The organism is Clostridium rectalis, assembly GCF_900626095.1.
GTDB lineage: Bacteria > Bacillota > Clostridia > Clostridiales > Clostridiaceae > Clostridium_AS > Clostridium_AS rectalis.
Genome location: NZ_UYZZ01000013.1, coordinates 25523 through 49312 on the forward strand (window position 1 = coordinate 25523; position 23790 = coordinate 49312).

23 protein-coding genes are annotated in these 23790 nt (G+C 27.9%); 19 read left to right on the plus strand and 4 right to left on the minus strand.

Going from position 1 to position 23790, the window contains the following annotated elements; translation table 11 throughout:
• Positions 1-149: 149 nt before the first annotated feature.
• Positions 150-1499, minus strand: a complete 1350-nt coding sequence (locus EJL03_RS14905; RefSeq protein WP_125154794.1) for a sodium-dependent transporter — start codon at positions 1497-1499, stop codon at positions 150-152.
• A gap of 563 nt (positions 1500-2062) precedes the next feature.
• Complete coding sequence (locus EJL03_RS14910) at positions 2063-3445, minus strand: tryptophanase (protein ID WP_125154770.1); 1383 nt, start codon at positions 3443-3445, stop codon at positions 2063-2065.
• 430 nt (positions 3446-3875) lie between these two features.
• Here EJL03_RS14910 and EJL03_RS14915 point away from each other — a divergent pair, with 430 nt between their 5' ends.
• From EJL03_RS14915 to EJL03_RS14975, 14 genes are all read left to right on the plus strand, one after another.
• The gene (locus tag EJL03_RS14915) at positions 3876-4559 is read left to right on the plus strand and encodes a helix-turn-helix transcriptional regulator (RefSeq protein WP_125154771.1); all 684 of its coding nucleotides are present in this window, start codon (positions 3876-3878) and stop codon (positions 4557-4559) included.
• Positions 4560-4796: 237 nt separating this feature from the next.
• Entirely contained in the window at positions 4797-4955 is a 159-nt protein-coding gene (locus tag EJL03_RS16225; protein ID WP_164509118.1) for a hypothetical protein, read from the plus strand.
• Positions 4956-5105: 150 nt separating this feature from the next.
• Positions 5106-5510, plus strand: coding sequence for a hypothetical protein (locus EJL03_RS14920; protein ID WP_125154772.1), 405 nt, complete (start codon positions 5106-5108; stop codon positions 5508-5510).
• A 65-nt stretch (positions 5511-5575) separates the two neighbouring features.
• The gene (locus tag EJL03_RS14925) at positions 5576-6667 is read left to right on the plus strand and encodes an ABC transporter permease (protein WP_125154773.1); all 1092 of its coding nucleotides are present in this window, start codon (positions 5576-5578) and stop codon (positions 6665-6667) included.
• Between the two features lie 7 nt (positions 6668-6674).
• Positions 6675-7916 (plus strand): FtsX-like permease family protein, encoded by a 1242-nt coding sequence (locus tag EJL03_RS14930; protein ID WP_125154774.1) that lies wholly within the window; start codon positions 6675-6677, stop codon positions 7914-7916.
• Between the two features lie 2 nt (positions 7917-7918).
• A complete protein-coding gene (locus EJL03_RS14935) occupies positions 7919-8587 on the plus strand; it encodes an ABC transporter ATP-binding protein (protein WP_125154775.1) in 669 nt (222 codons plus the stop codon).
• 178 nt (positions 8588-8765) lie between these two features.
• Positions 8766-9377: a CPBP family intramembrane glutamic endopeptidase gene (locus EJL03_RS14940; protein WP_125154776.1), complete on the plus strand. Its 612-nt coding sequence runs from the start codon at positions 8766-8768 to the stop codon at positions 9375-9377.
• Positions 9378-9670: 293 nt separating this feature from the next.
• Complete coding sequence (locus EJL03_RS14945) at positions 9671-10723, plus strand: BtrH N-terminal domain-containing protein (protein WP_125154777.1); 1053 nt, start codon at positions 9671-9673, stop codon at positions 10721-10723.
• Between the two features lie 344 nt (positions 10724-11067).
• Positions 11068-11391, plus strand: coding sequence for an ArsR/SmtB family transcription factor (locus EJL03_RS14950; RefSeq protein ID WP_125154778.1), 324 nt, complete (start codon positions 11068-11070; stop codon positions 11389-11391).
• Between the two features lie 45 nt (positions 11392-11436).
• Positions 11437-11808 (plus strand): arsenite efflux transporter metallochaperone ArsD, encoded by a 372-nt coding sequence (gene arsD / locus EJL03_RS14955; protein ID WP_125154779.1) that lies wholly within the window; start codon positions 11437-11439, stop codon positions 11806-11808.
• A gap of 182 nt (positions 11809-11990) precedes the next feature.
• Positions 11991-13736 carry an arsenical pump-driving ATPase gene (arsA, locus tag EJL03_RS14960; protein ID WP_125154780.1) on the plus strand — a complete coding sequence of 582 codons (1746 nt, stop codon included), beginning with the start codon at positions 11991-11993 and terminating at the stop codon, positions 13734-13736.
• Between the two features lie 90 nt (positions 13737-13826).
• Positions 13827-14243 (plus strand): arsenate reductase/protein-tyrosine-phosphatase family protein, encoded by a 417-nt coding sequence (locus tag EJL03_RS14965; RefSeq protein ID WP_125154781.1) that lies wholly within the window; start codon positions 13827-13829, stop codon positions 14241-14243.
• A gap of 44 nt (positions 14244-14287) precedes the next feature.
• Positions 14288-15349 (plus strand): ACR3 family arsenite efflux transporter, encoded by a 1062-nt coding sequence (gene arsB, locus EJL03_RS14970; RefSeq protein WP_125154782.1) that lies wholly within the window; start codon positions 14288-14290, stop codon positions 15347-15349.
• 585 nt (positions 15350-15934) lie between these two features.
• Complete coding sequence (locus EJL03_RS14975; RefSeq protein WP_125154783.1) at positions 15935-16471, plus strand: DUF7010 family protein; 537 nt, start codon at positions 15935-15937, stop codon at positions 16469-16471.
• Positions 16472-16717: 246 nt separating this feature from the next.
• Here the strand turns inward: EJL03_RS14975 and EJL03_RS14980 are convergent, their stop codons facing one another.
• A complete protein-coding gene (locus EJL03_RS14980) occupies positions 16718-18013 on the minus strand; it encodes a hypothetical protein (protein WP_125154784.1) in 1296 nt (431 codons plus the stop codon).
• Positions 18014-18234: 221 nt separating this feature from the next.
• Positions 18235-19530 carry a hypothetical protein gene (locus EJL03_RS14985; RefSeq protein ID WP_125154785.1) on the minus strand — a complete coding sequence of 432 codons (1296 nt, stop codon included), beginning with the start codon at positions 19528-19530 and terminating at the stop codon, positions 18235-18237.
• Positions 19531-19723: 193 nt separating this feature from the next.
• On the opposite strand from EJL03_RS14985, the gene EJL03_RS14990 reads away from it, so the two are divergent.
• The 5 genes from EJL03_RS14990 (at position 19724) to hypB (ending at position 23763) form a co-directional block, all read left to right on the plus strand.
• A complete protein-coding gene (locus EJL03_RS14990) occupies positions 19724-19921 on the plus strand; it encodes a hypothetical protein (RefSeq protein WP_125154786.1) in 198 nt (65 codons plus the stop codon).
• Complete coding sequence (locus tag EJL03_RS14995) at positions 19896-20912, plus strand: LytTR family transcriptional regulator DNA-binding domain-containing protein (protein WP_125154787.1); 1017 nt, start codon at positions 19896-19898, stop codon at positions 20910-20912. The genes EJL03_RS14990 and EJL03_RS14995 overlap by 26 nt, the downstream gene beginning before the upstream one ends.
• 248 nt (positions 20913-21160) lie before the next feature.
• The gene (locus EJL03_RS15000) at positions 21161-22006 is read left to right on the plus strand and encodes an ABC transporter ATP-binding protein (RefSeq protein ID WP_125154788.1); all 846 of its coding nucleotides are present in this window, start codon (positions 21161-21163) and stop codon (positions 22004-22006) included.
• On the plus strand, positions 22006-22737 hold the full coding sequence (locus EJL03_RS15005; protein WP_125154789.1) for an ABC transporter permease: 732 nt from the start codon (positions 22006-22008) through the stop codon (positions 22735-22737). Before EJL03_RS15000 ends, EJL03_RS15005 begins: the two co-directional genes overlap by 1 nt.
• Before the next feature lie 357 nt (positions 22738-23094).
• On the plus strand, positions 23095-23763 hold the full coding sequence (gene hypB / locus EJL03_RS15010; RefSeq protein WP_125154790.1) for a hydrogenase nickel incorporation protein HypB: 669 nt from the start codon (positions 23095-23097) through the stop codon (positions 23761-23763).
• Positions 23764-23790: the final 27 nt, after the last annotated feature.

Here is a 23790-nt window from a genome sequence, read left to right on the forward strand (position 1 = left end):
CAAATAAATCCAAATTAAATTTAAATACAGATATAAAAAATCCCCCATGTAATTGCATGGGGGATTTTCTAATGTTGAACCTTATAAGGAAGTTTAGTTCTTTACTTTAAGTAAAGTGTTCCTTCAAAGGGGATAGCTTAATTTATATTTTATCCAATACCACCGTAAAATATACCAAGAATATAAACAATTATTGAAAGACCACAGAATACATATTTTGTCATAGGTTCAAACCAAGAACCTAATTTTTTCTGACAGCCTAATTCTACTTCAGATCTGGCAAACTCTGAACCGCAAACCCAGAAAAACATAACTGCTGCAAGGATTGCCCCAAGAGGAATAACATAAATAGACATAATGTCCATCCAAATGGCAAGTTTATTTGAATCTTCAAGTATTATTCCTGAAAAAAGCCCAATTATTGCAATTACAAGTACTGCAGCTTTTCTAGAAAATTTAAATCTTTCTTGAAGGGTTTCAATGGAAGCTTCAAATAAATTCATTAATGAAGTAACTCCAGCAAATAAAACAGCTATAAAGAAAATAATTGAAAATAAATTTCCAGCAGGCATTTGCTTAAATACACTAGGCATAATAATAAACATAAGAGGTGGTCCAGCAGCAGGATCCATTTTAAATGCAAAAACTGAGGGAATTATTACTAATCCTGCAAGTATGGCTGAAAGTGTACCAAATATAGCCACATATTTTGCGCTGTCAACTATATCTTCTGTTTTCTTTAAATAACTTCCATACACTACGGTACCGGAACCTGCTAAAGAAAGTGAAAAGAATGCTTGCCCTAAAGCAAATACCCAAGTTTTGGGGTTAGCTAAAAACTCCCATTTTGGAATAAGTAAATATTTATATCCCTCAATAGCTCCAGGAAGTGTGGCCACTCTAATAGCAAGAATAAGAAACAGTATAAAAAAAGCTGGCATCATAAATTTATTTACTTTTTCGATCCCTTTGGATACTCCTGCAATCATGATTACAAATGTAAGTATAAGGGATATAATATGCCAGGAAAGAGAGCCATATTTCCCGGAGATTGCTGCGAAATATGCACTACTATCGGGAGCATTTATCATTGAACCTGTAATAGAGCCAATAGTAAACCTAAATATCCAACCAACCACAACAGAATAACCAATAGCAGTACCTAAAGAGCCTATTATAGGAATAAGACCAATAATATCACCATGTTTTTTACCACGCATCCCCATAGCTTTTTTAAAAGCACCTAAGGGACCTGTTTGCATAGCACGACCAAAGGACATTTCTCCAATAACTCCTGTAAAACCAATAACTATTATAAATATAAAGTATGGTATCAAAAAGGCTGCACCACCAAATTGACCTACGCGATAGGGGAACATCCAAATACTACCCATGCCTACTGCAGAACCGATACAGGCTAAAATAAAACCGGTTTTAGAATTAAAAGTATCCCTATTGTCAAGGTTTGCGCAATCGTTTTCAGAGTTATTATTTTTCATACTACCACCACTCCTCAATTTATTAAATCTTAATACTTTTAGAACTAAATTTTCACTCTAAAAATATGGCCAGAAATTACCCTAAGATATACCTTATTTATTAATCTAATGTGTTTACTTAAGTTAATAAAATGATTTATCTTGGGATAAAAATTTCTAAGCTTATATAGTTGGTAATTAAGCTTAAAGACTTTATATTTTAAAGTTTTGCATTTTGTATTTAAGGTAAGATAAACTAAAACGTGAAACTTCTTTGGAGTCTAAGATTTTTATGGTGGAATTTTTATTGTAAATATATTTGTATAAAATATGATGAATTCAAAATCTGAATTGAAAAATTTACCTATTGTATAACTAAAAGGGGAAAGAGCTAAAAGTGTTTATTAACTCTTTTCCCCTTTGAAAACAAATTATATATATTTTAAATTTATTTAGGTGACTGTAGATATGACTATAAAGTATGTTATAATTATATTATAAGGTATATAAATTTATTAAAAATCTTTTTTATTTATATTAGCACTGGCAGTAATATTTATTTCTGCCAGTGATTTTTATTTATACTATTTTATTGGTTCTAAACTTGCTTGGAAGTGACGAAGTATTGGTGGTTCCCAAGTTATTTTATACCCTTTAACAGTATCTGCTTTTTCCTTTATTGAGATTAAAGCATCAGCCATAATATCAATATGAGCTTGAGTGTAAACTCTACGTGCAATAGCAAGTCTTGTAAATTCAAAATTTGCTTCAAGTTGTTTTCCAGTATCAGGATCATTACCTAACATAAATGAACCAATATCACAAGTACGTATACCAGCTTCTTTATAAAGTTCTATTGCTAGTGCGTGTCCTGGGAATTCATAGTATGGAATATGAGGTAACATGCTTTTAGCATCTACAAACACACCATGTCCGCCTACTGGTGCTTGATAAGCAACTCCAGCCTCATCAAGGCGTGCTGCAAGATATTCCATCTGTCCTGCCCTATATTTTAAGTAATCTTCATCTATTCCTTCATAAAGTCCTATAGCTAAACTTTCTAGGTCACGACCGGATAGTCCTCCGTAGGTAATAAACCCTTCAAAGGATATTGTACGACCTTTACAAAGTGAGAATAAGTTTTCATCTTCTTTAATTCCGATTAATCCACCCATATTTACAATAGCATCTTTTTTAGCACTCATAGTAAACATATCTGCATAACTAAATATTTCTTTAATTATTTCTTTTACAGACTTATTTTCATATCCGGGCTCACGTCTTTTTATAAAGTATGCGTTTTCTGCAAAACGTGCTGCATCTATACAAAGTTTAATATTATGTTTTTTACAAATTTCAGAGGTTTCTTTCATATTTGCAATTGATACAGGCTGGCCACCAGCAGAGTTATTAGTTATAGTCATAACTACAACACCGATTTTATCTGCTCCATATTTTTCTATTAATTTTTGTAGTCTTTCTGTATCCATATTTCCTTTAAAAGGTACTCTTAAGGATGGATCAGCAGCTTCTGGAACAACACAATCAATTGCTCTTGCACCACTTAACTCAACATGGGCTCTAGTGGTATCAAAGTGCATATTTGATATAGAATATTTTCCTTCTCCTAATAGTAGCTGAAAAAGAACTTTTTCTGCGGCACGTCCTTGATGTACAGGTTGGGCATATTTATATCCAAATATATCTTTTACTGCATCTAATAATTTATAGTAGCTTTTTCCACCAGCATAAGCTTCATCACCTTTTATTACACCAGCCCATTGATCTTCACTCATAGCATTTGTTCCACTGTCTGTTAATAAATCAATGTATACATCTTCTGCTCTAAGATTAAAAGGATTATATTTTGCTTCTGCAATTCTAGCTTCTCTTTCCTCTCTAGTTAGCATTTTAATAGGTTCAACCATCTTAATTCTAAATGGTTCAGCTACATATTTAACTTTCATAATAAAACCCCCCGTTTTTATATTTATTTAATTTTAAATGTTTTAAACAAAATAGGTAATTTAAAATTTGTGTGTAAGTTATTTGTGAATTTATTTTATAGAAAATATAGAAGCATTATTTGAATTGTAAATGTTTACCATGGTTTAACTATATCACTGTTATAATTTTTAGTCAATATGATAAAAAATTTTAATTGTAAATAAAAGCTAAATAAATAAAAAACGTTTACAAAGCTAAATTTACCTATATAAATGGGATTATACAGGTAAATATTAGAAAAACATGATAATTATAAAAATAATTTATTATCATATTAATAAGTTTTCCTTATATTGTAATAAACTTATTTTCATGATATTCTATGTTATATAGATAAAAAATAATAGATTATGTAAATAATACATGGGGTACAAAAAGGTGGTGTATATAATGCAGGAACACAAACTAAATAAATATATTAAACTGGTTGAGTTTTTAGGAAAAGTTTTAGGGCCAGATTATGAAGTGGTATTACATGATTTAAAAAATAAAACTTCATCTATTATAGCAATAGCAAATAACCACATCAGTGGTAGAAGTGTTGGTGAACCTTTAACGGATATTGAGTTTAATGCTATAGCAATGAGTAATTATAAAAATAGTGATTATCTAATAAATTTTGATGCTGCATCTAAAACAAAGAATGTTTTAAGATCCTCTACTATGTTTATAAAAGATGAAACAAAAGAGCTTATTGGCATGCTTTGTATAAATTTTGATGATAGTAGATATAGGACTTTAAGTGAAGAAGTTTTACAACTTTGCCATCCTAATGAGTTGATTATGGAAAATAGTATATACGAATCTGTTAATTCAATTTTAAATGATTCACAAGAAAATTTTTCTGAATCCATAGGAGAGGTTACAGAAAGTGTTTTATCTGAAACATTGCAGGGAAATATTCCAGTAGATAGATTAACACAAGAAGAGAGAATAAATATTGTGGATATTTTAAATCAAAAAGGAATATTTATGCTAAAGGGTGCAGTTAGTGAGGTGGCAAATAAACTAAAGTGCTCTGAGCCAACTATTTATCGTTATTTAAGTATGTTAAATAAGGACAAACATAATTAGTTTTATAAACAGGTTTTTTTACTTAAGATAAGCTTATGATGAGAATTGATAAGTTTTACTTTTAAGACGTGGCTATGATTTATAAGGGAATGTAGCCACTTTTTATTTAAATAAAGTTAAAGTAAAAATTATTTTAGGATTTTCTACTAAGAAAGTCCTTTTTAAATTTACAATAGAAAATAATAAAGTCTTTCAATAGTATTAGTACATTAAAAATTGTAAAAAAGGAGGAAAACAATGCATGTTAGCGGATCATTAATAAATGAATTTATAAGCACAGTAGTTAATATAGTAGCGTTTACAGTTATTCCACTGATATTTTATTTAGCAAAAGAAAAAACATTTATTGGGTTTATTCATTCATTGGGTATATATAAAGTTGAAAAAATAATTTAATGCATGTTATTAATATATTATAAAAATCACAATAGTATATGTTAAAATGACTATTTAAGTAAAGAATTTGAAAAATCACAAAATATTATGATACAATTAACAATATAGAGGTTTATATTAGGTTGAAATTTATAGGAGGGGTATGAGGATATGAATCTTAAAAAAATAGCTTTATGTACCATTATGACAATAGGTATAGGTTCAATTACAGTAATGGCAACGGCAGATAGTAAAGGAGATACTTTTAAACTAAACAAAACAACAGTTAAAGGGTATGAACAAATGGATAGTTCCGGTAAGGGTTATGCAAGCACTACAATTAAGAAATATTCAAAAGGATATGAAGAGGGTAAGCCAACTGTAGGAGCTAATCTTTACAATATATCAGGAAATGTTTTAGATTTTGCTTATAGCCAAGGAGTAGCAGGTAAAGGTAAAACAGTGTATACAAGATGGTTATCTGATCCAAGTAATGCTACCGGAATATCATCTAATCATTCTACTCATTATAAAATAGATACAACTAAATCATTGCCTTATTTAAGCAGACCTTAAATTAATATTTAAAAAACAGTTGAAAATACTTAAAGTGTTTTCAACTGTTTTATTAGGGGGATTTTATGTATAGGTTTCAGGAGATTTTATATAAACCATTTTCTACATTTATTATAGTATTAAGTTTTGTAGTTGGTATATGTTCTTTTCAGTTTTGTATACTGCTTTTTAACACAAATTATAATTATTATTCTAAGTCTAAAAATTTAATTAAAAATACAAATACAATGAGTATTAAAACCAATAATAAAACTGTAGATGAAATAATAGATTTTCTAGATAACTGTAATATGAATCTTGGATATATATTGGATGATAGTTATGAGTATCAAAATAATAGTCAGATGGTGAAAATATTAGGATTAAATAAGTATTATGATTTATATAAGATTATTTCTTTAGATGAAGGAAGAATGTTTTCTAATGATGATATAAATAATAATAGGAATGTAGCTATTATAGGAAATGAATTAAATCATATTACATATATGAAAAAAAACAAAAAATATTTGCAAATCCATAATAAAGAATTTGAAGTTATAGGAGTATTTGATAAAAAGAATATAACCTCATTTTGCTTTTCTGTATTTATTCCTGTTAAAGCAATACCGGATAATTTAAAGACTAAACCTGTAAATGAATGTAAAGTTTATTTTAATAAGAAACAAAATTTACATAGTTTGTATAAAGATCTTCAATTGAAGGATAAAAATTTTAAGCTAACTCAATATTATGATAAAGAATTATCTTTTAAAAATGTGTTGAAAAATTCGTATTATCAAAATAAAAATGAGTTTAAATATATAATTATTGCTCTTTTAATTAGCTTTATCAATTTAATTACCTTTTCATTTATATGGACAACAGATATAAAAAAAGATTTATTAATAAAAATTATATTTGGGGCAACAAAACAGCACATTATAAAATTAATAACATTTCAAATACTGATAATATCTTTTATAGGATGGGCTATAGCATCTTTAATAAGTTATTTTAGTATTGGATTTTTAGATAATTATTTTAATACAAAATTATTATTTAATACAATAAATTTTGTATTTAGTATAGGATTTACGACTTTAATGATATTGTTGTCTTTATCTATAGTATTAATAAATGTTTTTAATAGTAATTTAAGTGAAGGAATAAGGTAGGAGTTATATGGAATTATTAAATTTAAGTATCACTAATATAAAAAAAAGAAGAGCAATATATATTTTAATATTATTACAAATGACATTTTATATTTATACTGTTATGAGTTTTTTTAATTTATATGAATTTAGAAATGAATTTATTAAAAAGTTAGATACTAGCATAACCTCTGAGGGTAGATACTACTTCTTACCATATCAAAGTGAATTTTATGTTGATGAAGAACAGAGTAAAGAAGATAAATTAGAGTTATTGAACTTTATTAAAAGTGACCACAGAGTATTAGGCATTGGAAGTTTTAGAACGGTACTATTGCCTTCCTATAATATAAATAATTTTGATAAAATATTTGAAAGTTTTAAAGTTGAAAATTTCCAAAATAACAATGGAAATGTAATTTTACTTAAAATTGATTATGACTATTTTAAGCTTATGAATCTATCTTGTGTAAAGGGTAATATTTTTAAAAAAGAAGATTTTTATAATGATAATGTTATTTATCCCATTATAGTAGGGCATAATTTTAAGAAATATTATAACTTAGGTGATGAATTACATATTGATGAAAATTTAAAATACAAAATCATAGGATTTCTTCCCAAAGATTACACGGTATATCTAAGTTCTACAGTGATGAATATGGAGAATGCAAATTCTATAATTATATGTCCAGAGGATATACAATTAAAAGATAATGCAGGTATTTTGAAGGAAAAATTTTTTGGTGGAATACAGTTTGTATTTAGGAATAATGTTGATTATGAAAAATCAATTAATGACTTTTATAAAAAAAGTAATGAGCTTAATATAAAAATTAATTTTATAAAATTTAAGGATAATGTCCATCATTTTTATAATGCACTAGAACCAACAATAAAAATAGAATTATTTAAGGTTATAGTTTTTTTTATATTAACCTTAGTGGGAGTAATATCTTTACTACTTTATTTGTTAAACATAAGAAAAAAAGAATTTGGAGTGTTAATTTGCACTGGAATAAAATTGGGAAAGTTATTATTTTTAATTTTATGTGAATGGTTTATTTTAATATTAATTTCTTATTTTATATCATGTGTATTGTTTATAAATTTTGAAACCTCATTAAATGGATGGTTCAAATATACGTACGGAATGCATAATTTAGGAATTACTTTTATTGTAACAGTGTTAATATTTGCAATAGCATCTATTATACCTATCAGAAAAATATTAAAGGTACAACCTAGAGATCTTATAGGGGGAATTTAATAATGGGAGTATTAAAACTTAATAACGTAACAAAAATCTATGGGGAAAAGGATACAACTGTATATGGGTTAAATAATATAAATTTAGATATATTTGAAGGAGATATGGTTTCAATAATGGGACCTTCCGGTTGTGGCAAAAGTACCTTATTAAATATTCTAGGCTGCATAGATTCCCCAACTCATGGAGAATATCTAATTTATGACAAGAAAATATCCTTTAAAAACTTTAACAACCTTGCTAAAATTCGTAATGAAAAAATAGCTTGTATATTTCAAAATTTTGCTTTAATAAAAGAACTATCAGTAATTGATAATATTACAATACCACTTAATTTTCGTAAAATCTCTGCTAATATAAGAAAAGAAATAGCTTTAAAATATTTAAAAAAATTAGATATGGAACAATTTTATAACATAAAAGTAAAAAATCTTTCAGGTGGACAACAACAAAGAGTTGCTATTGCAAGAGCTTTAGCACAAGAAACCAATATTTTATTAGCAGATGAACCTACAGGGTCTTTAGATAGTAATAATGCAAAAAATATCATGGGGATTTTGAGAAAATTAAATTCAGAGGGAAAAACTATAATAATAGCTACTCATGACAATCTAGTTTCTTCTTTTTGCAATAAAAAATTAGTTATGAGGGATGGAAGGTTCATATTTTAAATTTTAAATAAAATGATTTATAAAGAGTAAGCTTTTTAAAATTCTATTTAAATAAAGTGAAAGTAAAAATTATTTTAGGATTTTCTACTAAGAAAGTCCTTTTTTAATTTACAATAGAAAATAATAAAGTCTTTCAATAGTATTAGTACATTAAAAATTGTAAAAAAGGAGGAAAACAATGCATGTTAGCGGATCATTAATAAATGAATTTATAAGCACAGTAGTTAATATAGTAGCGTTTACAGTTATTCCACTGATATTTTATTTAGCAAAAGAAAAAACATTTATTGGGTTTATTCATTCATTGGGTATATATAAAGTTGAAAAAATAAATTTTTTAAAGGTAGTGTTTATCATAACTTTGGTATATTTAATAACATTAGCAGCAAATTTAATTATCATATTAACAGGAAATAGTGGACGAAACTCTGTAGATATGCTTGAATATAAGCCTTTGGTGTTATTTTTATACCTTTTATTATACGGTATAAAAACTGGGGTAGCTGAGGAGATTTTTTTTAGAGGATTTATTGCAAAGAAGTTCATAAATAAATTGGGATTTTTTAAGGGGAATATTCTTCAGGCAATTGCTTTTGCAAGTCCTCATTTTGTTATAAGAGGTACTGCGTCTAAAGTGGATATAATCTTTAGAATCATAAATGCTTTTTTGTTAGGATATGTATTTGGATATATTACTTATAAAAAGTGTCAGGGAAGTATTATTCCCTGTATAATTTCTCATATTTTTATTAATATGCTTTCAAGTTTTATATTATTAATAGTTATATAAGATATAAATATAAGTATAATAGATAAAATATTTAGGTGGTTTTACCCGAGATTGTAATAAGCAATTGCTTGGAGAAAGTAAAGTACAAGCATTAAAAGGTATGGGATAGAGCATATAAACAGTAAAGAGTTTTTTAAACAAAATAATGAATCCTTTAAAAATGTGGTGATAGTTATTTATGCTTTCATTTAATTTTGTAATGAAAATAGTATACTTTTAGAGCTAAGTTATTGACTCTAGTATTAGGTGAGAGTTTAAAATCTAATTAATATAATGTGAAAGGAAGATTAATTATGAAGATTTTAAATTTGCCTCACAGAGTTGTTGATTATTTATGTCCTGTTAATGGTCTATGTGATATTTATCAGTGGAAAACTGGGAAAAGGATACCAGAGGAGCTCATACATTATTCTTCAACAGGGTTTATGTTAATGTCTGAAAAAAATATGAATCCACCGAAAAGGATATTCTTATCAAGTTGTGGTATTGGTAAGGCACAATATGATATTTGGAAGGATTTAATGGGGTATACCGTTATTGCAGATGAAGGAAAAGAGTTTAAAGGTACTATAGAAAAAGTAAAAGAGCTCATAGATAAAGACATTCCGGTAATTATATTTGGATTAGATATGTATTATTTAGAGTATTTAGAAAAATTTTATCATAAGATCCATATTCCAGGTCATGTAATTTTAATGGTTGGGTATGACGAAAATTATATTTATGTTTATGATAATTCAAGAATGGGTACTAACAAAGTATCCTATGAGAATTTAAAGTTAGCATGGGAGAAAGGTTATATTGGCATCAGCAAAAAAAATGCATACTTTGGAATCAATTTTACTAATATAAATTGGGATAGGAAAAATATTCTAAATACTGCTTTTGAAAATAATGCAAGTGGTTATCTTAATTCTAATGTGAGTTTTATGGGATTGGGTGGATTTGAAAAGTTTATTAAAGAATTTGAAACATGGAATACAGTATTTAATAAGGAAACATTAAGGAAAATATATATACACTTAATTACTTATACTGGCAGTATACTTCCGGGTCTTCCAAAAGAGTTAGATGAAAATAATGGTGAAATCGGAAATAATCCCCATAGGGCTAGTAGAGATAGATTTGCAAAAGCATTACTAGAAAATTGTGATGAGTTAGGGGATGAAAATTGGAAAGTTGCATCAAAATTATATGAGAAAAGTGGGATAATTATAGAGAAAATCATTAAAGGATTAACTGAGGATATTATTTTAAATTCTTATAATAATATAAATAAATATATAAAACTATTTACAAAACTAAAGTCTGTGGAAGAGAGAGCCCAGAGATGTTTTTTAAAATAAAAAGTTTAAATAAAGATATAACCCCTCTTAATAATGATTTTCTAATGGTTAATTAATTTTGTATTTTAAATTCTAATAATAATATTAAAAAAATAAAAGTTTTAAGTAGAAAACATACTATAGAATCTAATGTTTTATAGTATGTTTTTTTATTATTTTATGTAAAGAATTAAATTGCTATTTTTAGTGGAACATTTATAATATTATTTGCATAATATGCTTCTATATAGATGAATATATATATTTATAAATACAATATGGTATATTAAAAGGGAAACTATTGACTATATATAGATAATTGTCTATACTATACATAGAAAGTTATCTATATAGGAGGAAGAAAAATGGGCTTGAATTATGAAGAAAACGCGAGAATTATTAAAGGATTATCGGACCCAAATAGATTAAAAATAATTGATATATTGTCTTGTAAAGAAATGTGTGCTTGCGATATATTAGAGTATTTTGATTTTACACAACCAACACTTTCCCATCATATGAAAGTTTTAATGGAGTGCGGTGTTGTTAAGTCCAGAAAAGAAGGATTATGGACACATTATTCATTAAATATTACTAACTGTAATAAACTAGTTTTATTTTTTATGAATCTAATAACAGATACAGAGGATTGTATATGTAAAAATAAAAGCAAATGTGATTGCAAATAATAAAGGTGCTATTAAGTATTTTTAAAAATATAAGGAGTGATTGTTATGAAAAAAATGATAATTTTTGATCCAGCTATGTGCTGCTCAACAGGAGTTTGTGGACCATCTGTAAATCCTGAATTATTAAGAGTTTCAACAGTAATAAATAGACTTGAAATTAATGGGGTGTTAGTAAAAAGATATAATTTAACTAGTAATGTGCAAATGTTTGTTGATAGTAAGGAAATAAATAAATTATTAAATGAAAAGGGTGTAGAAGTTCTTCCAGTTACAATGGTAGATGGTGTTGTGGTAAAAACAAAGACTTATCCAACAAATAAAGAGTTTTGTGAGTTTTTAGATATACCACAGAATTATTTAAAAACTACTATAAAAAAACCATCTAAGGGGTGCAATTGTAAAGGTGGCTGCTGTTAAATAAATTATAAAGTTAATAGTTAGTTTTTATGATTCTAAAGGTGGCTAAATTTAAAAAAATTATTAATTTAATAGATTAGTTTTGTAATTCAAAAGGTGGCTGCTGTTAAATAAAATTATAAATTTAATAGTTTGTTTTTTAATTGTAAGGGCAGCTGCATTTAAAGAGAAAGAGGGATAAAATGTTTAAAAATTTTAATATAGATGATATATTCTTAACAAAATATTTGTTTTTTACAGGGAAAGGTGGAGTTGGTAAGACTTCAACAGCCTGTGCTGTAGCAGTAAATTTAGCGGATAAAGGTAAAAAAATAATGCTAGTTAGCACAGATCCAGCTTCAAATCTTCAAGATGTATTTAATAGAAAATTAAATAATAAGGGAGTAAAGATAAAAGAAGTTCCTAATCTTGTAGTAGCAAACTTTCAGCCTGAAAAGGCAGCTGAGGAATATAGGGAAAGTGTAATAAAGCCTTATAAAGGGAAACTTCCAGAAGCAGTTATAAAAAATATGGAGGAGCAGCTTTCAGGTTCATGCACTATTGAAATTGCTGCATTTAACGAATTTTCATCATTTATAACCGATGAAAAAACATCAAAAGAATATGACCATATTATATTTGATACAGCACCTACAGGGCATACCCTAAGGATGCTACAGCTTCCTTCAGCCTGGAGTAATTTTATTAGTGAAAGTACACATGGTGCCTCATGTTTAGGGCAGCTTTCAGGTCTTGAAGACAAAAAGGAAGTCTATAAAAATGCAGTAAATACTCTAGGGGACAAAGATAAAACTACACTTATACTTGTATCACGTCCAGAATTATCACCTTTAAAAGAAGCGGAAAGAGCATCTAAAGAGCTTCAAAATATAGGGGTAAATAATCAAGTGTTAGTTATAAACGGAGTACTAGAAGAACAGGAAGACTATCTATCTAATGCTATCTACAGTAAACAGCAAAAAGCATTAGAAAATATGCCAGAAGGACTAAAGGGTATTAAAACTTTTAAAATTCCTTTAAGACCATATAACGTAACAGGATTAGAGAATGTAAGGGCATTTTTAAAGGATAATATTATTAAGTATAGCCATGAAAAGTTAGAGACTTCTAATCTACCTAAATTAAATAAGGTAATAGAAGATTTATATAATACTAATAAAAAGGTTATATTTACCATGGGTAAAGGTGGTGTAGGTAAAACTAGTATAGCTGCTGCAATAGCTGTAGGATTAGCTAAAAAAGGGAAGAAAGTACATTTAACAACTACGGATCCCGCGGCTCATTTAAAGTTTGTATTAGATGAAGGATATGGAATTACCATAAGTCATATAGATGAAAAAAAGGAATTAGAAAAATATAAAAAAGAGGTATTAAGCAAAGTAGAAGATAGTATGAGCGAAGATGATATCGCTTATGTAAAAGAAGATTTAAGATCACCTTGCACTCAAGAAATTGCAGTATTTAGAGCCTTTGCAGAAGTGGTGGAAAGGTCAGAAAATCAGGTTGTAGTTATAGACACAGCACCAACAGGCCATACTCTACTCCTTTTAGATTCTACTGAAAGTTACCATAAAGAGATTCAGCGTTCGCAAGGAGATATTGAAGAATCAGTTAAAAAGCTTTTGCCTAAGCTTAGAGATGAGAAAGAAACAGAAGTAATCATAGTAACATTAGCTGAAACAACTCCAATTTATGAGGCTTTAAGACTTCAAGAAGATTTAAATAGAGCTGGGATATTTAGTAAATGGTGGGTTGTTAATTCTAGTATTTATGCAGCAGATACAAAAAATCCTATTTTAAAGGTAAAGGCAAATAATGAGGTAAAGTGGATTAATAAAGTAAATGAAATATCTAAAGGAAATTTTGCAGTTATAAAGTGGATTTTAAAAGAAGTTAAAGGAGAAACACTTAATGATTTAATGAACTAGGGATAACTCCACTTTAAAATCTAAAGATCAATTTTGAGTAAACTTATATATAAACATGATTATATATCAAATTTAGCGGAGGATAATTTTATGAAACCAAAGGTAGCATTTATATGTGTTCATAATTCTTGTAGATCTCAAATGGCAGAAGCATTAGGTAAAAAATTTGCAACAGATATTTTTGAATCCTATTCCGCCGGCACAGAAACCAAAGAGCAAATAAATCAAGATGCAGTAAAAGTTTTAAAAACTATGTATAAGGTAGATATGAATAAAGAATATAGACCTAAACTATTAAAGGATATACCAAAAGTTGATATTGTAATAAAAATGGGATGTAATGTTATATGCCCTTTCCTTCCTTGTAAGTATACAGAAGATTGGGGATTAGAGGATCCTACAGGCAAAAGCCATGAAGAATTTATTAAAAGTGCAAAAATTATCGAAGAAAAGATTAAAGATTTAAGAGAAAGAATAAAAAACAATGAAATTGATTTAATAGAATAATTTATGAATTTTAAACTATGAATTTTTATAGAGGAGGATAAATTATGCCCTTAAAAAGTAAAGAAAAAAATAAAGGATTAGGTATCTTTGAAAGATATCTTACTATATGGGTGGGACTCTGCATTATAATAGGAATACTTATAGGACAATTTATTCCTAAGGTACCTGAAACTTTAAATAAATTTGAATACTACAATGTATCAATACCAGTGGCTATTTTAATTTGGCTTATGATATATCCAATGATGTTAAAAATTGATTTTAATAGTATAGTAGGTGTAACTAAAAAACCTAAAGGGTTAATAGTTACCTGCGTTACTAATTGGCTTATAAAGCCTTTTACAATGTATTTAATATCCTCATTTTTCTTAAAGGTTGTGTTTAAAGCATTTATTCCAGGAAATCTTGCCACAGAATATTTAGCAGGAGCAGTACTTTTAGGAGCAGCACCCTGTACAGCTATGGTATTTGTATGGAGTTATCTTACTAAAGGAGATCCTGCCTATACCTTAGTTCAAGTGGCTATAAATGACCTTATAATATTAATAGCTTTTGCTCCAATTGTGGCATTTTTATTGGGAGTAAGTAATGTTACTGTTCCCTATGGCACATTAATTTTATCAACTATATTATTTGTAGTTATACCTCTTACAGCAGGATATTTAACAAGAAAATCTGTTATAAAAAATAAGGGAATAGAGTATTTTAATGATGTGTTTTTAAAAAAATTCGATAATATAACTATTATAGGATTGCTTTTAACTTTAGTTATTATTTTCTCATTCCAAGGAGAGATTATACTAAATAATCCACTGCATATTTTACTAATTGCGATACCCCTTACAATTCAGACATTTTTAATATTTATTATTGCTTATGGGTGGGCAAAACTATGGAAATTACCTCATAATATTGCTGCACCAGCAGGGATGATAGGAGCAAGCAATTTCTTTGAACTAGCAGTTGCTGTTGCAATATCATTATTTGGCTTAAAGTCAGGAGCAGCCCTTGCTACTGTGGTAGGGGTTTTAACTGAAGTGCCTATAATGTTAACTTTAGTTAAGATAGCAAATAATACAAGAGGTTGGTTTTCAAAAGAATCTTAAGAAAAATACTAAAAAAAGCAAACCAATATATAATACAGAAATTATCTACTGGCACTTAGTTTATGTGTAAAGAATAGGCATTAGAGTTCTATATTATATATAAGTAAAATTTTTAGGAAGAGTACTATCTTCAGAGGAAATAAAAAAATATCTTATATAAAAAATTGGATTTTATATAATATTGTATTATAAAGTTAAGGTGATAATAGGAATAAGTATTAGATAGTTAACCTTTTAAAATAATATGACACCTATAGATTAAACACATAAAAGTTAGTGTATAATCTATAGGTATTTTTCTACGATGAATTTTTAATAGAAAGGTATTGATATTAAAAATTAATTTCCAAATAAAATATGGAAAACTAAACTTATGTTAAATATATATATATAATCTGATATAATTTCTATATAGTAATAGATATCAAAATAAGATTATTATTGTATTCAAATCATCTTTATACATTAACGTAAAATTTATGTTAATGTATAAAAACAAATTAAAGTAAAATTAAATCTAATATAAATTTAAAAGAGGAAGCAGAAAAGATATTAGATAAAGGGAGTTTAGAGGAGGTAGAGAATATGGGTTTAGAAGAATTGCGTTTAGGGTGTGCTATTAAACAAAAGAAGGGCTTACATTTTATTTTAGCTTCAGTTGTTAGTTGGTGTGCTATACTAATTATTCATTTATCAAAATTACCTATTTCAACTAAGAATTTATTTACATTTTATGCTACGGCGCCAGTAGTGCCCTTGGCATTTTTTATATCTAAGATAATAAAAGTTGACTTTCAGAATAAAGAAAATCCTTTAAATAAATTGGGAGTGCTTTTTTCTGTAAACCAAATGTTATATTTACTCATTGCCATGTGGGTATATCCTAATATTCCCCAAAAAATGCTTATGGTTATAGCTATAATTTTTGGAGCACATTTACTGCCCTATAGTTGGCTTTATAAATCCAAATCCTACGGGGTATTATCTTTTATAATACCAATTTTATCCTTAGTAGTTGGAATAAATTTTAAGCCTTATATTATTGCACTAATGATGATTTTAATAGAAATTTTATTTAGTGTTAGCTTAATAATTGAAAATAAGAGTCTTTCTAAAGGATAAAATCTTATATGGATTTTTAATAAGGGAAAAATAAGTAGCGAAAATTTTAATAGAGTAATGCTAGGGTTTTTAAATAGTTTTTATATATTAACATGAAAAGGGGATATATCATGGCAATTGCAAATATAAAAGCCACTTTAAATGGAGACATAAAAACAGTTTATGAAATAGAGAAAAGATAGATACAATGAAAAAGGAAGTTTTTAATTTTAATTAAAAGCTTCCTTTTATTAAAAAATCAACTATTTACCACAATTCATTCCAGCTTATGGAACAATCAAGCTGAACATCATTGGAGGATGTGGCCTGTAGGGTTAAAGTTTCACCAGGAGCAAGAATAATATTTAATGAGTTTAAAAGTAGTTGAGTTCCTGAATTTGTTGGTGTTTCAAAAGTGAAAATCTGAATTCCGGAAGTTGCAGAAGTTTGTGTTGTAGAGTATTGTATAACACTAGTGTTTGAATTAATTGGGGTATAGGTTAAAGTAGTTCCAAAAGTAGCATTTCTAATTAATTTAAAAGTTACGGCTCTGTTTCCTGAACTACTAGTAGATATAAAATCTAATTGTATACGAGTTCTATTAACTTTGCCAGCAAAGGTTGAAGTGTTTAAAAGTGTAAGAACATTTCGATTTGTTGGTGAATTTAATGAAACAGAACTAGGAATAGAATTTTTAGTAACGATTGCTTGTGAGTACCCATCTCCTTCACAAAATGCCATTGCAGAGGGAGTTTTTAAAACTATATTAGAAGTATTACCACTATTTAAAACTTTAGCTACTAAAGGAAAACTAGGATTATAAACCGATGGCACTGTAGCTGTATTAGGATACTGAATTCTATGAACTAAAATAGGTTGACCAGTTATAGTAGAGGTAATATAAAAACTTATTACACCAAAACCAAGCCATTGATACTCAATAGAATATACATTACCTTTTGTGGGGTCAAGAGTCATTTGTGAGGGGCCACTTCCATCCATCTTGTCTATATTCCAATTGGTTTTTGAAATCCAATCTAATGTTCCATTTTGTATACGAAGAATTGAAAAACTTGTACCATTGTATCCAAAATAAAAACCATCTGTATCATCGCCTAAACCTATAATTTGTTGGCTATTTAAAACTCCTTCTGTAAATACTGCAGTAAAACGTGCTAATGCTCCTAATCCAGGTGAGTAGCGCAAAACCTTTCTTGTTTCTATTTTTGCAGAGCCATTGCTAGATGTAGTAGTACTTAATATAGCCATACTATCACCTTGTGTAATGGTTCCACTATTAGCGGTGGTAGATATTATATAATCAGAATTTATATTATAATTAAAAGTCCAACCAGCCATAGGAGTTAAATTTGTACTTCTTAAATCATTAAAGGCTGTTAAAGGAATATTATAAGGGTTATTTGTTCCATCCGTAGCTGATAATGTGGTGAGTAAATTACCATTAGAGTCAGTTTTAACAGCTTCAGATTGATTTCCATTAGAACCATATATTTGTGTTTGAAAGTTCTGGGGGTTTTCAGAAAAAACCACTGAATTAGACATATAATCAACTCCACATTTGTATTAATTGATTAATATTTTATATTATAGTATATTAGCATACTATTAAGTCTGCTACGAAATTAAGAATATAGTAATTTAAGAATTTAATAAATGGTATGTGGATTTAAAATTATTCAATGAAATAAGTTATTGTATGAAATATAAATAATAGGAAGCTTCAAATCTATAATGAAAGCTTCCTATAATTTAAAATTTATTAATTACCACATTTCCTCCCAACTGAAAGAACAATCAATTTGGTTGGTACCGGTTGATGTGGCTTGTAATGTTAAAGTTTCTCCAGGAGCAAGAAAAATGTTTAGAGAATTTAAGAATAACTGACTTCCTAAATTTACTGGACTTTCAAAACTAAAGATTTGGATGCCTCCAGTTGCGGTAGTTTGTGTTGTAGAGTATTGTATAACACTAGTATTTGAATTAATTGAGTTATAACTTAGGCCAGTTCCAAAAGTGGCATTTCTAATTAATTTAAATGTGACAGCTGCTAACCCTTGGATACTGGTGGAAACAAAATCTAGTCTTATACGAGTTCTATTAACCTTACCTACAAAGGTTGAGGTGTTTAACAAGGTTAATGCGTTTAGGTTTGATGGGACTAATGAGGAAATAGAATTAGAAATAGAATTTCTAGTAATTATAGCTTGAGAGTAACCATCACCTTCGCAAAAAGCCATCGCAGAGGGAGTTTTTAAAACTATATTTGAAGTATTACCACTATTTAAAACCTTGGCCGTTAAAGGAAAGCTAGGGTTATAAACTGATGGAACTGTGGCAGTATTAGGGTACTGAATTCTATGAACTAACATAGGTTGACCAGTTAAAGTAGATGTAATATAGAAATTAATTACACCAAAGCCAAGCCACTGATACTGGATAGAATATACATTACCCTTTGTAGGATCAAGAGTCATTTGTGAAGGACCACTGCCATCCATTTTATCTACATTCCAATCATCTTTTGAAATCCAATTTAATGTTCCGTTTTGTATACGAAGAATTGAGAAAGTTGTACCATTGTATCCAAAATATAAACCGTCAGTATCATCACCTAAACCTATAATTTGTTGACTGTTTAAAGCTCCAGCTGTAAACACTGCAGTAAAACGAGCTAATGCGCCTAATCCAGGAGAATAACGCAGAACTTTTCTAGTTGCTATTTTTGAAGAACCATTATTAGAAGTATTAGTGTTTAGTATAGCCATGCTATCACCTTGAGTTGCGGTTCCCCCATTAGCCGTAGTGGTTACTATATAATCAGAATTTATATTGTAATTAAAAGTCCAACCAGCCATAGGAGTTAAATTTATACTTCTTAAGTCATTAAAGGCTGTCAAAGGAATACTATAAGGATTATTTGTTCCATCAGCCTCTGATAATGTGGTGAGTAAGTTACCATTTGAATCAGTTTTAATAGCCACAGGCTGGTTTCCATTAGAACCATATATTTGGGTTTGAAATTGTTGTGGATTTCCAGAAAAAACCACTGAATTTCCCATAGAATCAACTCCACATTTGTATTTTGTAATTAATAATTTATAGTATAGTATATTAGCATCCTGTAAACTTTGCTACGATAATAATATATTATATAAATTAGATGTTTTTAAAATAATTTATTATATAAAATAGTTATCTAGAATAAAGAGTAAAAGTTTAATGGCTCTGTAAAGTAAGTTGAAGTGGGTATTAATGCATCATAGAGGAAAGGACTATATTTTAGATGCTATTTTAAAGATACCGCAAATTTTGTTATTAATGCATCATAGAGGAGAGGACTATAGTATAAGTAAAATTGTCTACGTTATGTTACTTATCTCTTTTATGATAAAATTAGTATATGAGAAGTGGAAGGATGTTTTATATGCTAAAAATCAAAGGTTTATATAAAGAGCAAAAAAATAATGTAATAAAAGATATAGACATTAATATAAAAAAGGGTAGCTCTATAAGTATAGAATGTAGTAATGAGATAAGTGATTTACTGGTAAACTTAATCTTAGGAAAAGATGTACCTGCAAAAGGTGAAATATACATAGAAGATATGAGAAATTTAGATTATATTAAGACAAGTGTTGGTAGTATAGGAGTTATTTCAAGGGAAGAGGCTTTTTACGATAGAATGACTATAGAGGAGTATATGGAGTTTTTTAATGATATTTTATTTTCAAAACTAGATGTTAAGGAAATAATGTTAAAACTTGCATTACTAGACATTGGTAATAAAAAAATAAAAAATTTAAATTATTCTCAAAAAAGAAGATTAAGTTTTGCAAGAGAGATATTAAAACAGCCTAAATTTTTAATATTCCAAGAGCCAATTCTTAATATGGATAGGGATGGAGCAAAGGTAATAATAGAAAATATAGAAAATTTAAAGGAAAAGGGAACTGCTGTACTAATTACTTCTGTGGCATTTAAAGATACACTTATACTTAGTGAAAAAGCATATAGATTAAACATTGATGGATTAGTAGAGTTAGATAACAGCATAGAAGAATCTAAGGACGATAAAGAAGAGATTGGGGATAAAAAACCAGTATACAAAATTGAAAAGATTCCCGCAAAAGTGGAAGAAAGAATTCTGCTATTTGATCCTACAGAGGTGGATTACATAGAAAGCCAACAGGGGGTTAGTAATTTAAATATTAGAGGGGACAAGTTTCCCTGTACAATGTCACTTTCAGACTTAGAAGAGAGATTAAGATATTTTGGATTTTTTAGATGTCACAGATCTTATCTTGTAAATTTACAAAGGGTTAGAGAAGTAGTTACTTGGACAAGAAATAGTTACACTTTAAATTTAGATGACAAAGTTAAAAGTTCTATTCCTTTGTCAAAAAGAAGATTAGATGAATTAAAGGATATATTAAATCTATAAAATTTATAGTATATTTAAAAGCTTAAAATTATAAAACTAAGACTATAAAGTTACAAGTTTAAAAGTTATGCATAAAAGATTCGTTCCACTTAGAGATAATTATGATCCATTTAACTTTATAAAGTCAGAATTTAGCCCTTAAAATACTCCATTTAGCCTTTTACAGATTCCTTTCTTATATATTTTATAGTTAATACATTCAATTTTTAGGATAATTAAACTATTAAGCAAAGAGAGGAGTCTTAATAGTGAAAAATATTATTTCTATGAAAAATGTAACAAAATATTTTAAAGATAATAGAGCCTTAAAAAATTTAACCTTTAGTATTGAAGAAGGTGAAATTTTTGGCTTTTTAGGTCCAAGTGGAGCAGGGAAAACCACTACTATTAAATTATTAACATCTCAGTTAATACCAAATAGTGGTGAGATTAGGGTGTTTGGAAAGGATGTGTACCTTAATAAGAAAGAAATAGTTAAAAATATTGGAATATTATCAGATACCAGTGGAATGTATGATAGATTATCTGTTTTAGATAATCTTATGCTTTTTGCAAATATAAATGATGTTCCAAAGGAAAATGTTTTAGAAATATTAGATAGGATAGGTATGAAAGATACTATAAAAAGGGAAGTAAGGAAGCTTTCAAAGGGTATGAAGCAAAGGCTTATGTTAGCCAGGGCAGTACTTCATAAACCTAAATTATTATTTCTAGATGAGCCTACTTCTTCATTAGATCCAGGAACTACTTTAGAAATTCATAAATTACTTAGAACACTTAATGAAGATGGAACTACAATATTTTTGACTACTCATAATATGTTTGAAGCTGAAAAACTATGTCACAAGGTGGCATTTTTAAATGAGGGTGAAATAGTGGATATAGGAAATCCACAAGCTTTAAAATTAAAATATATTAATGATGATATTAAGGTAATTTTAAAGGATGATAAAAGAGAAATTATAGTAAAAAACAATCAGGAAGGTGCTTTGAAAATTAGAAATTGGATGGAAAAGGGACAGTTAATTGCAATTCACTCTATGGAACCAAGCTTAGAAAGAATATTTTTGACTCTAACAGGGAGGGAATTATAATGAATTTTTCAATGAGAAGAGTAAATGCGTTACTTAAAAAAGAAATAAAAGATTTTATAAAGAATATAAATGTGTGGGTGATGTGCTTTTTACCAATAATGTTTAGTATTATAAACTCAAAATTATTGCCAAGTAATTCTACAAATCCTCTCATGAATAAAGCGAATATATTAATTTTATGTGTAGGCATGAATATTGCATTAATATCTAGTATGGTTATATCTATGCTCATCGCTGAAGAAAAAGAAAAGAATACATTAAGAACACTTATGCTTTCTTCTGTATCTCCATGGGAATTCTTAGCTGGAAAGGTTCTTATAACTTTCTTGGTTTCAGAAATTGTAAATATAGTGATATTTCTATTTATTGGTTGTGATATTCAATATCTAGGCAAATATATATTTATAACTACATTGGTACTTTTTAGTATGATAGAAATTGGATCTATAATCGGAATTTTATCTCCAAACCAAATGACTACAGGAGTATTTAGTATACCTGTTATAATGATTTTTTTTGTAATACCTATGTTTGCAGGAGCTAATAAAATTATGAAAATCATAGCAGATTTTTTACCTAACTATAATATGAATATTATGATAGTAAGGATATTTAAAGGAGAAAGCTTTGGAAGTGAATCTACCTACAACATAGCTATAATTTTAGTTTGGATAATAATTGCTGCCCTTGTTTTTGGTTTGGTATATAAAAAGAGAGGATTAGATGAATAAACAAAATAGCTTTTAAGTATGCAATTTAATAGCCAAATAATAAGTCATAAGGAGATATAAGTAGAATATGGGAAAGAAGAATTGAATAAATTTTACAGTTATATAGGATATACTTAAAAATTATGAAAGAAGGGCCACACTGCCACGTAAATCTTAAGATAAAAGGATTTATAGGTTATGTGGTCATTTTCTTTTAAAATAAAATAAAAAATTATCCATATGATAAAAACTTGAAATAGATGTTTGGAATCGTTTTTAAAAAAGGAATTATAGTAAAAAAGGTGAAGTAATATAAAATAATAGCTATTTAAACTCAGAATTTAAGGGACTATGCCATAGGAAGGGAGTAATAAAATTATGAACCAATTTAAAACAATTGAAATCAAAGAAAGTATTTATAAAAATAATGATATGGAAGCAGAAAAACTAAGAAATAAACTAAAAGTAAATAATAAGTTTTTATTGAATTTAATGAGTTCACCAGGCGCCGGAAAGACAACAACTCTTTTAAGAACTATAGAAAAATTAAAAAATTCAATAAAAATTGGAGTTATGGAAGCAGATATTGATTCAGACGTAGATGCAAAAACAATATCTAAAACTGGAGTGAAAACTATCCAATTGCATACAGGGGGTATGTGTCATTTGGATGCAAAAATGACTAGTGAGGGACTTGATAATTTAGGAATTTTAAATTTAGATCTTATCGTTTTAGAAAATGTGGGTAATTTAGTATGCCCAGCTGAATTTGATACTGGGGCAACTAAAAATGCCATGATTTTGTCTGTGCCTGAAGGGGATGATAAACCTCTTAAATATCCTCTTATGTTTAAAGTTTCTGATGTATTATTAATAAATAAAATTGATACATTAGAGTTTTTTGACTTTGATATGGAAGTTATTTATAAAAGAGCTAAAAAACTTAATCCAAATATTAAGATATTTCCTATTTCAGCCTGTAGCGGAGAAGGAATTGAAGCTTGGACAAATTGGCTAAAGACTGAAGTGTTAGAAATTAAAAGATAAATATAAAAATAACAGGGGGAAATTTAA

Excerpts from the sequence above, each read along its gene's own strand:
- EJL03_RS14905 (WP_125154794.1), bottom strand. The coding sequence starts at position 1,499 with ATGAAAAATAATAACTCTGAAAACGATTGCGCAAACCTTGACAATAGG.
- EJL03_RS14910 (WP_125154770.1), bottom strand. The coding sequence starts at position 3,445 with ATGAAAGTTAAATATGTAGCTGAACCATTTAGAATTAAGATGGTTGAA.
- EJL03_RS14915 (WP_125154771.1), top strand. The coding sequence starts at position 3,876 with ATGCAGGAACACAAACTAAATAAATATATTAAACTGGTTGAGTTTTTA.
- EJL03_RS16225 (WP_164509118.1), top strand. The coding sequence starts at position 4,797 with ATGCATGTTAGCGGATCATTAATAAATGAATTTATAAGCACAGTAGTT.
- EJL03_RS14920 (WP_125154772.1), top strand. The coding sequence starts at position 5,106 with ATGAATCTTAAAAAAATAGCTTTATGTACCATTATGACAATAGGTATA.
- EJL03_RS14925 (WP_125154773.1), top strand. The coding sequence starts at position 5,576 with ATGTATAGGTTTCAGGAGATTTTATATAAACCATTTTCTACATTTATT.
- EJL03_RS14930 (WP_125154774.1), top strand. The coding sequence starts at position 6,675 with ATGGAATTATTAAATTTAAGTATCACTAATATAAAAAAAAGAAGAGCA.
- EJL03_RS14935 (WP_125154775.1), top strand. The coding sequence starts at position 7,919 with ATGGGAGTATTAAAACTTAATAACGTAACAAAAATCTATGGGGAAAAG.
- EJL03_RS14940 (WP_125154776.1), top strand. The coding sequence starts at position 8,766 with ATGCATGTTAGCGGATCATTAATAAATGAATTTATAAGCACAGTAGTT.
- EJL03_RS14945 (WP_125154777.1), top strand. The coding sequence starts at position 9,671 with ATGAAGATTTTAAATTTGCCTCACAGAGTTGTTGATTATTTATGTCCT.
- EJL03_RS14950 (WP_125154778.1), top strand. The coding sequence starts at position 11,068 with ATGGGCTTGAATTATGAAGAAAACGCGAGAATTATTAAAGGATTATCG.
- arsD (WP_125154779.1), top strand. The coding sequence starts at position 11,437 with ATGAAAAAAATGATAATTTTTGATCCAGCTATGTGCTGCTCAACAGGA.
- arsA (WP_125154780.1), top strand. The coding sequence starts at position 11,991 with ATGTTTAAAAATTTTAATATAGATGATATATTCTTAACAAAATATTTG.
- EJL03_RS14965 (WP_125154781.1), top strand. The coding sequence starts at position 13,827 with ATGAAACCAAAGGTAGCATTTATATGTGTTCATAATTCTTGTAGATCT.
- arsB (WP_125154782.1), top strand. The coding sequence starts at position 14,288 with ATGCCCTTAAAAAGTAAAGAAAAAAATAAAGGATTAGGTATCTTTGAA.
- EJL03_RS14975 (WP_125154783.1), top strand. The coding sequence starts at position 15,935 with ATGGGTTTAGAAGAATTGCGTTTAGGGTGTGCTATTAAACAAAAGAAG.
- EJL03_RS14980 (WP_125154784.1), bottom strand. The coding sequence starts at position 18,013 with ATGTCTAATTCAGTGGTTTTTTCTGAAAACCCCCAGAACTTTCAAACA.
- EJL03_RS14985 (WP_125154785.1), bottom strand. The coding sequence starts at position 19,530 with ATGGGAAATTCAGTGGTTTTTTCTGGAAATCCACAACAATTTCAAACC.
- EJL03_RS14990 (WP_125154786.1), top strand. The coding sequence starts at position 19,724 with ATGCATCATAGAGGAAAGGACTATATTTTAGATGCTATTTTAAAGATA.
- EJL03_RS14995 (WP_125154787.1), top strand. The coding sequence starts at position 19,896 with ATGCTAAAAATCAAAGGTTTATATAAAGAGCAAAAAAATAATGTAATA.
- EJL03_RS15005 (WP_125154789.1), top strand. The coding sequence starts at position 22,006 with ATGAATTTTTCAATGAGAAGAGTAAATGCGTTACTTAAAAAAGAAATA.
- hypB (WP_125154790.1), top strand. The coding sequence starts at position 23,095 with ATGAACCAATTTAAAACAATTGAAATCAAAGAAAGTATTTATAAAAAT.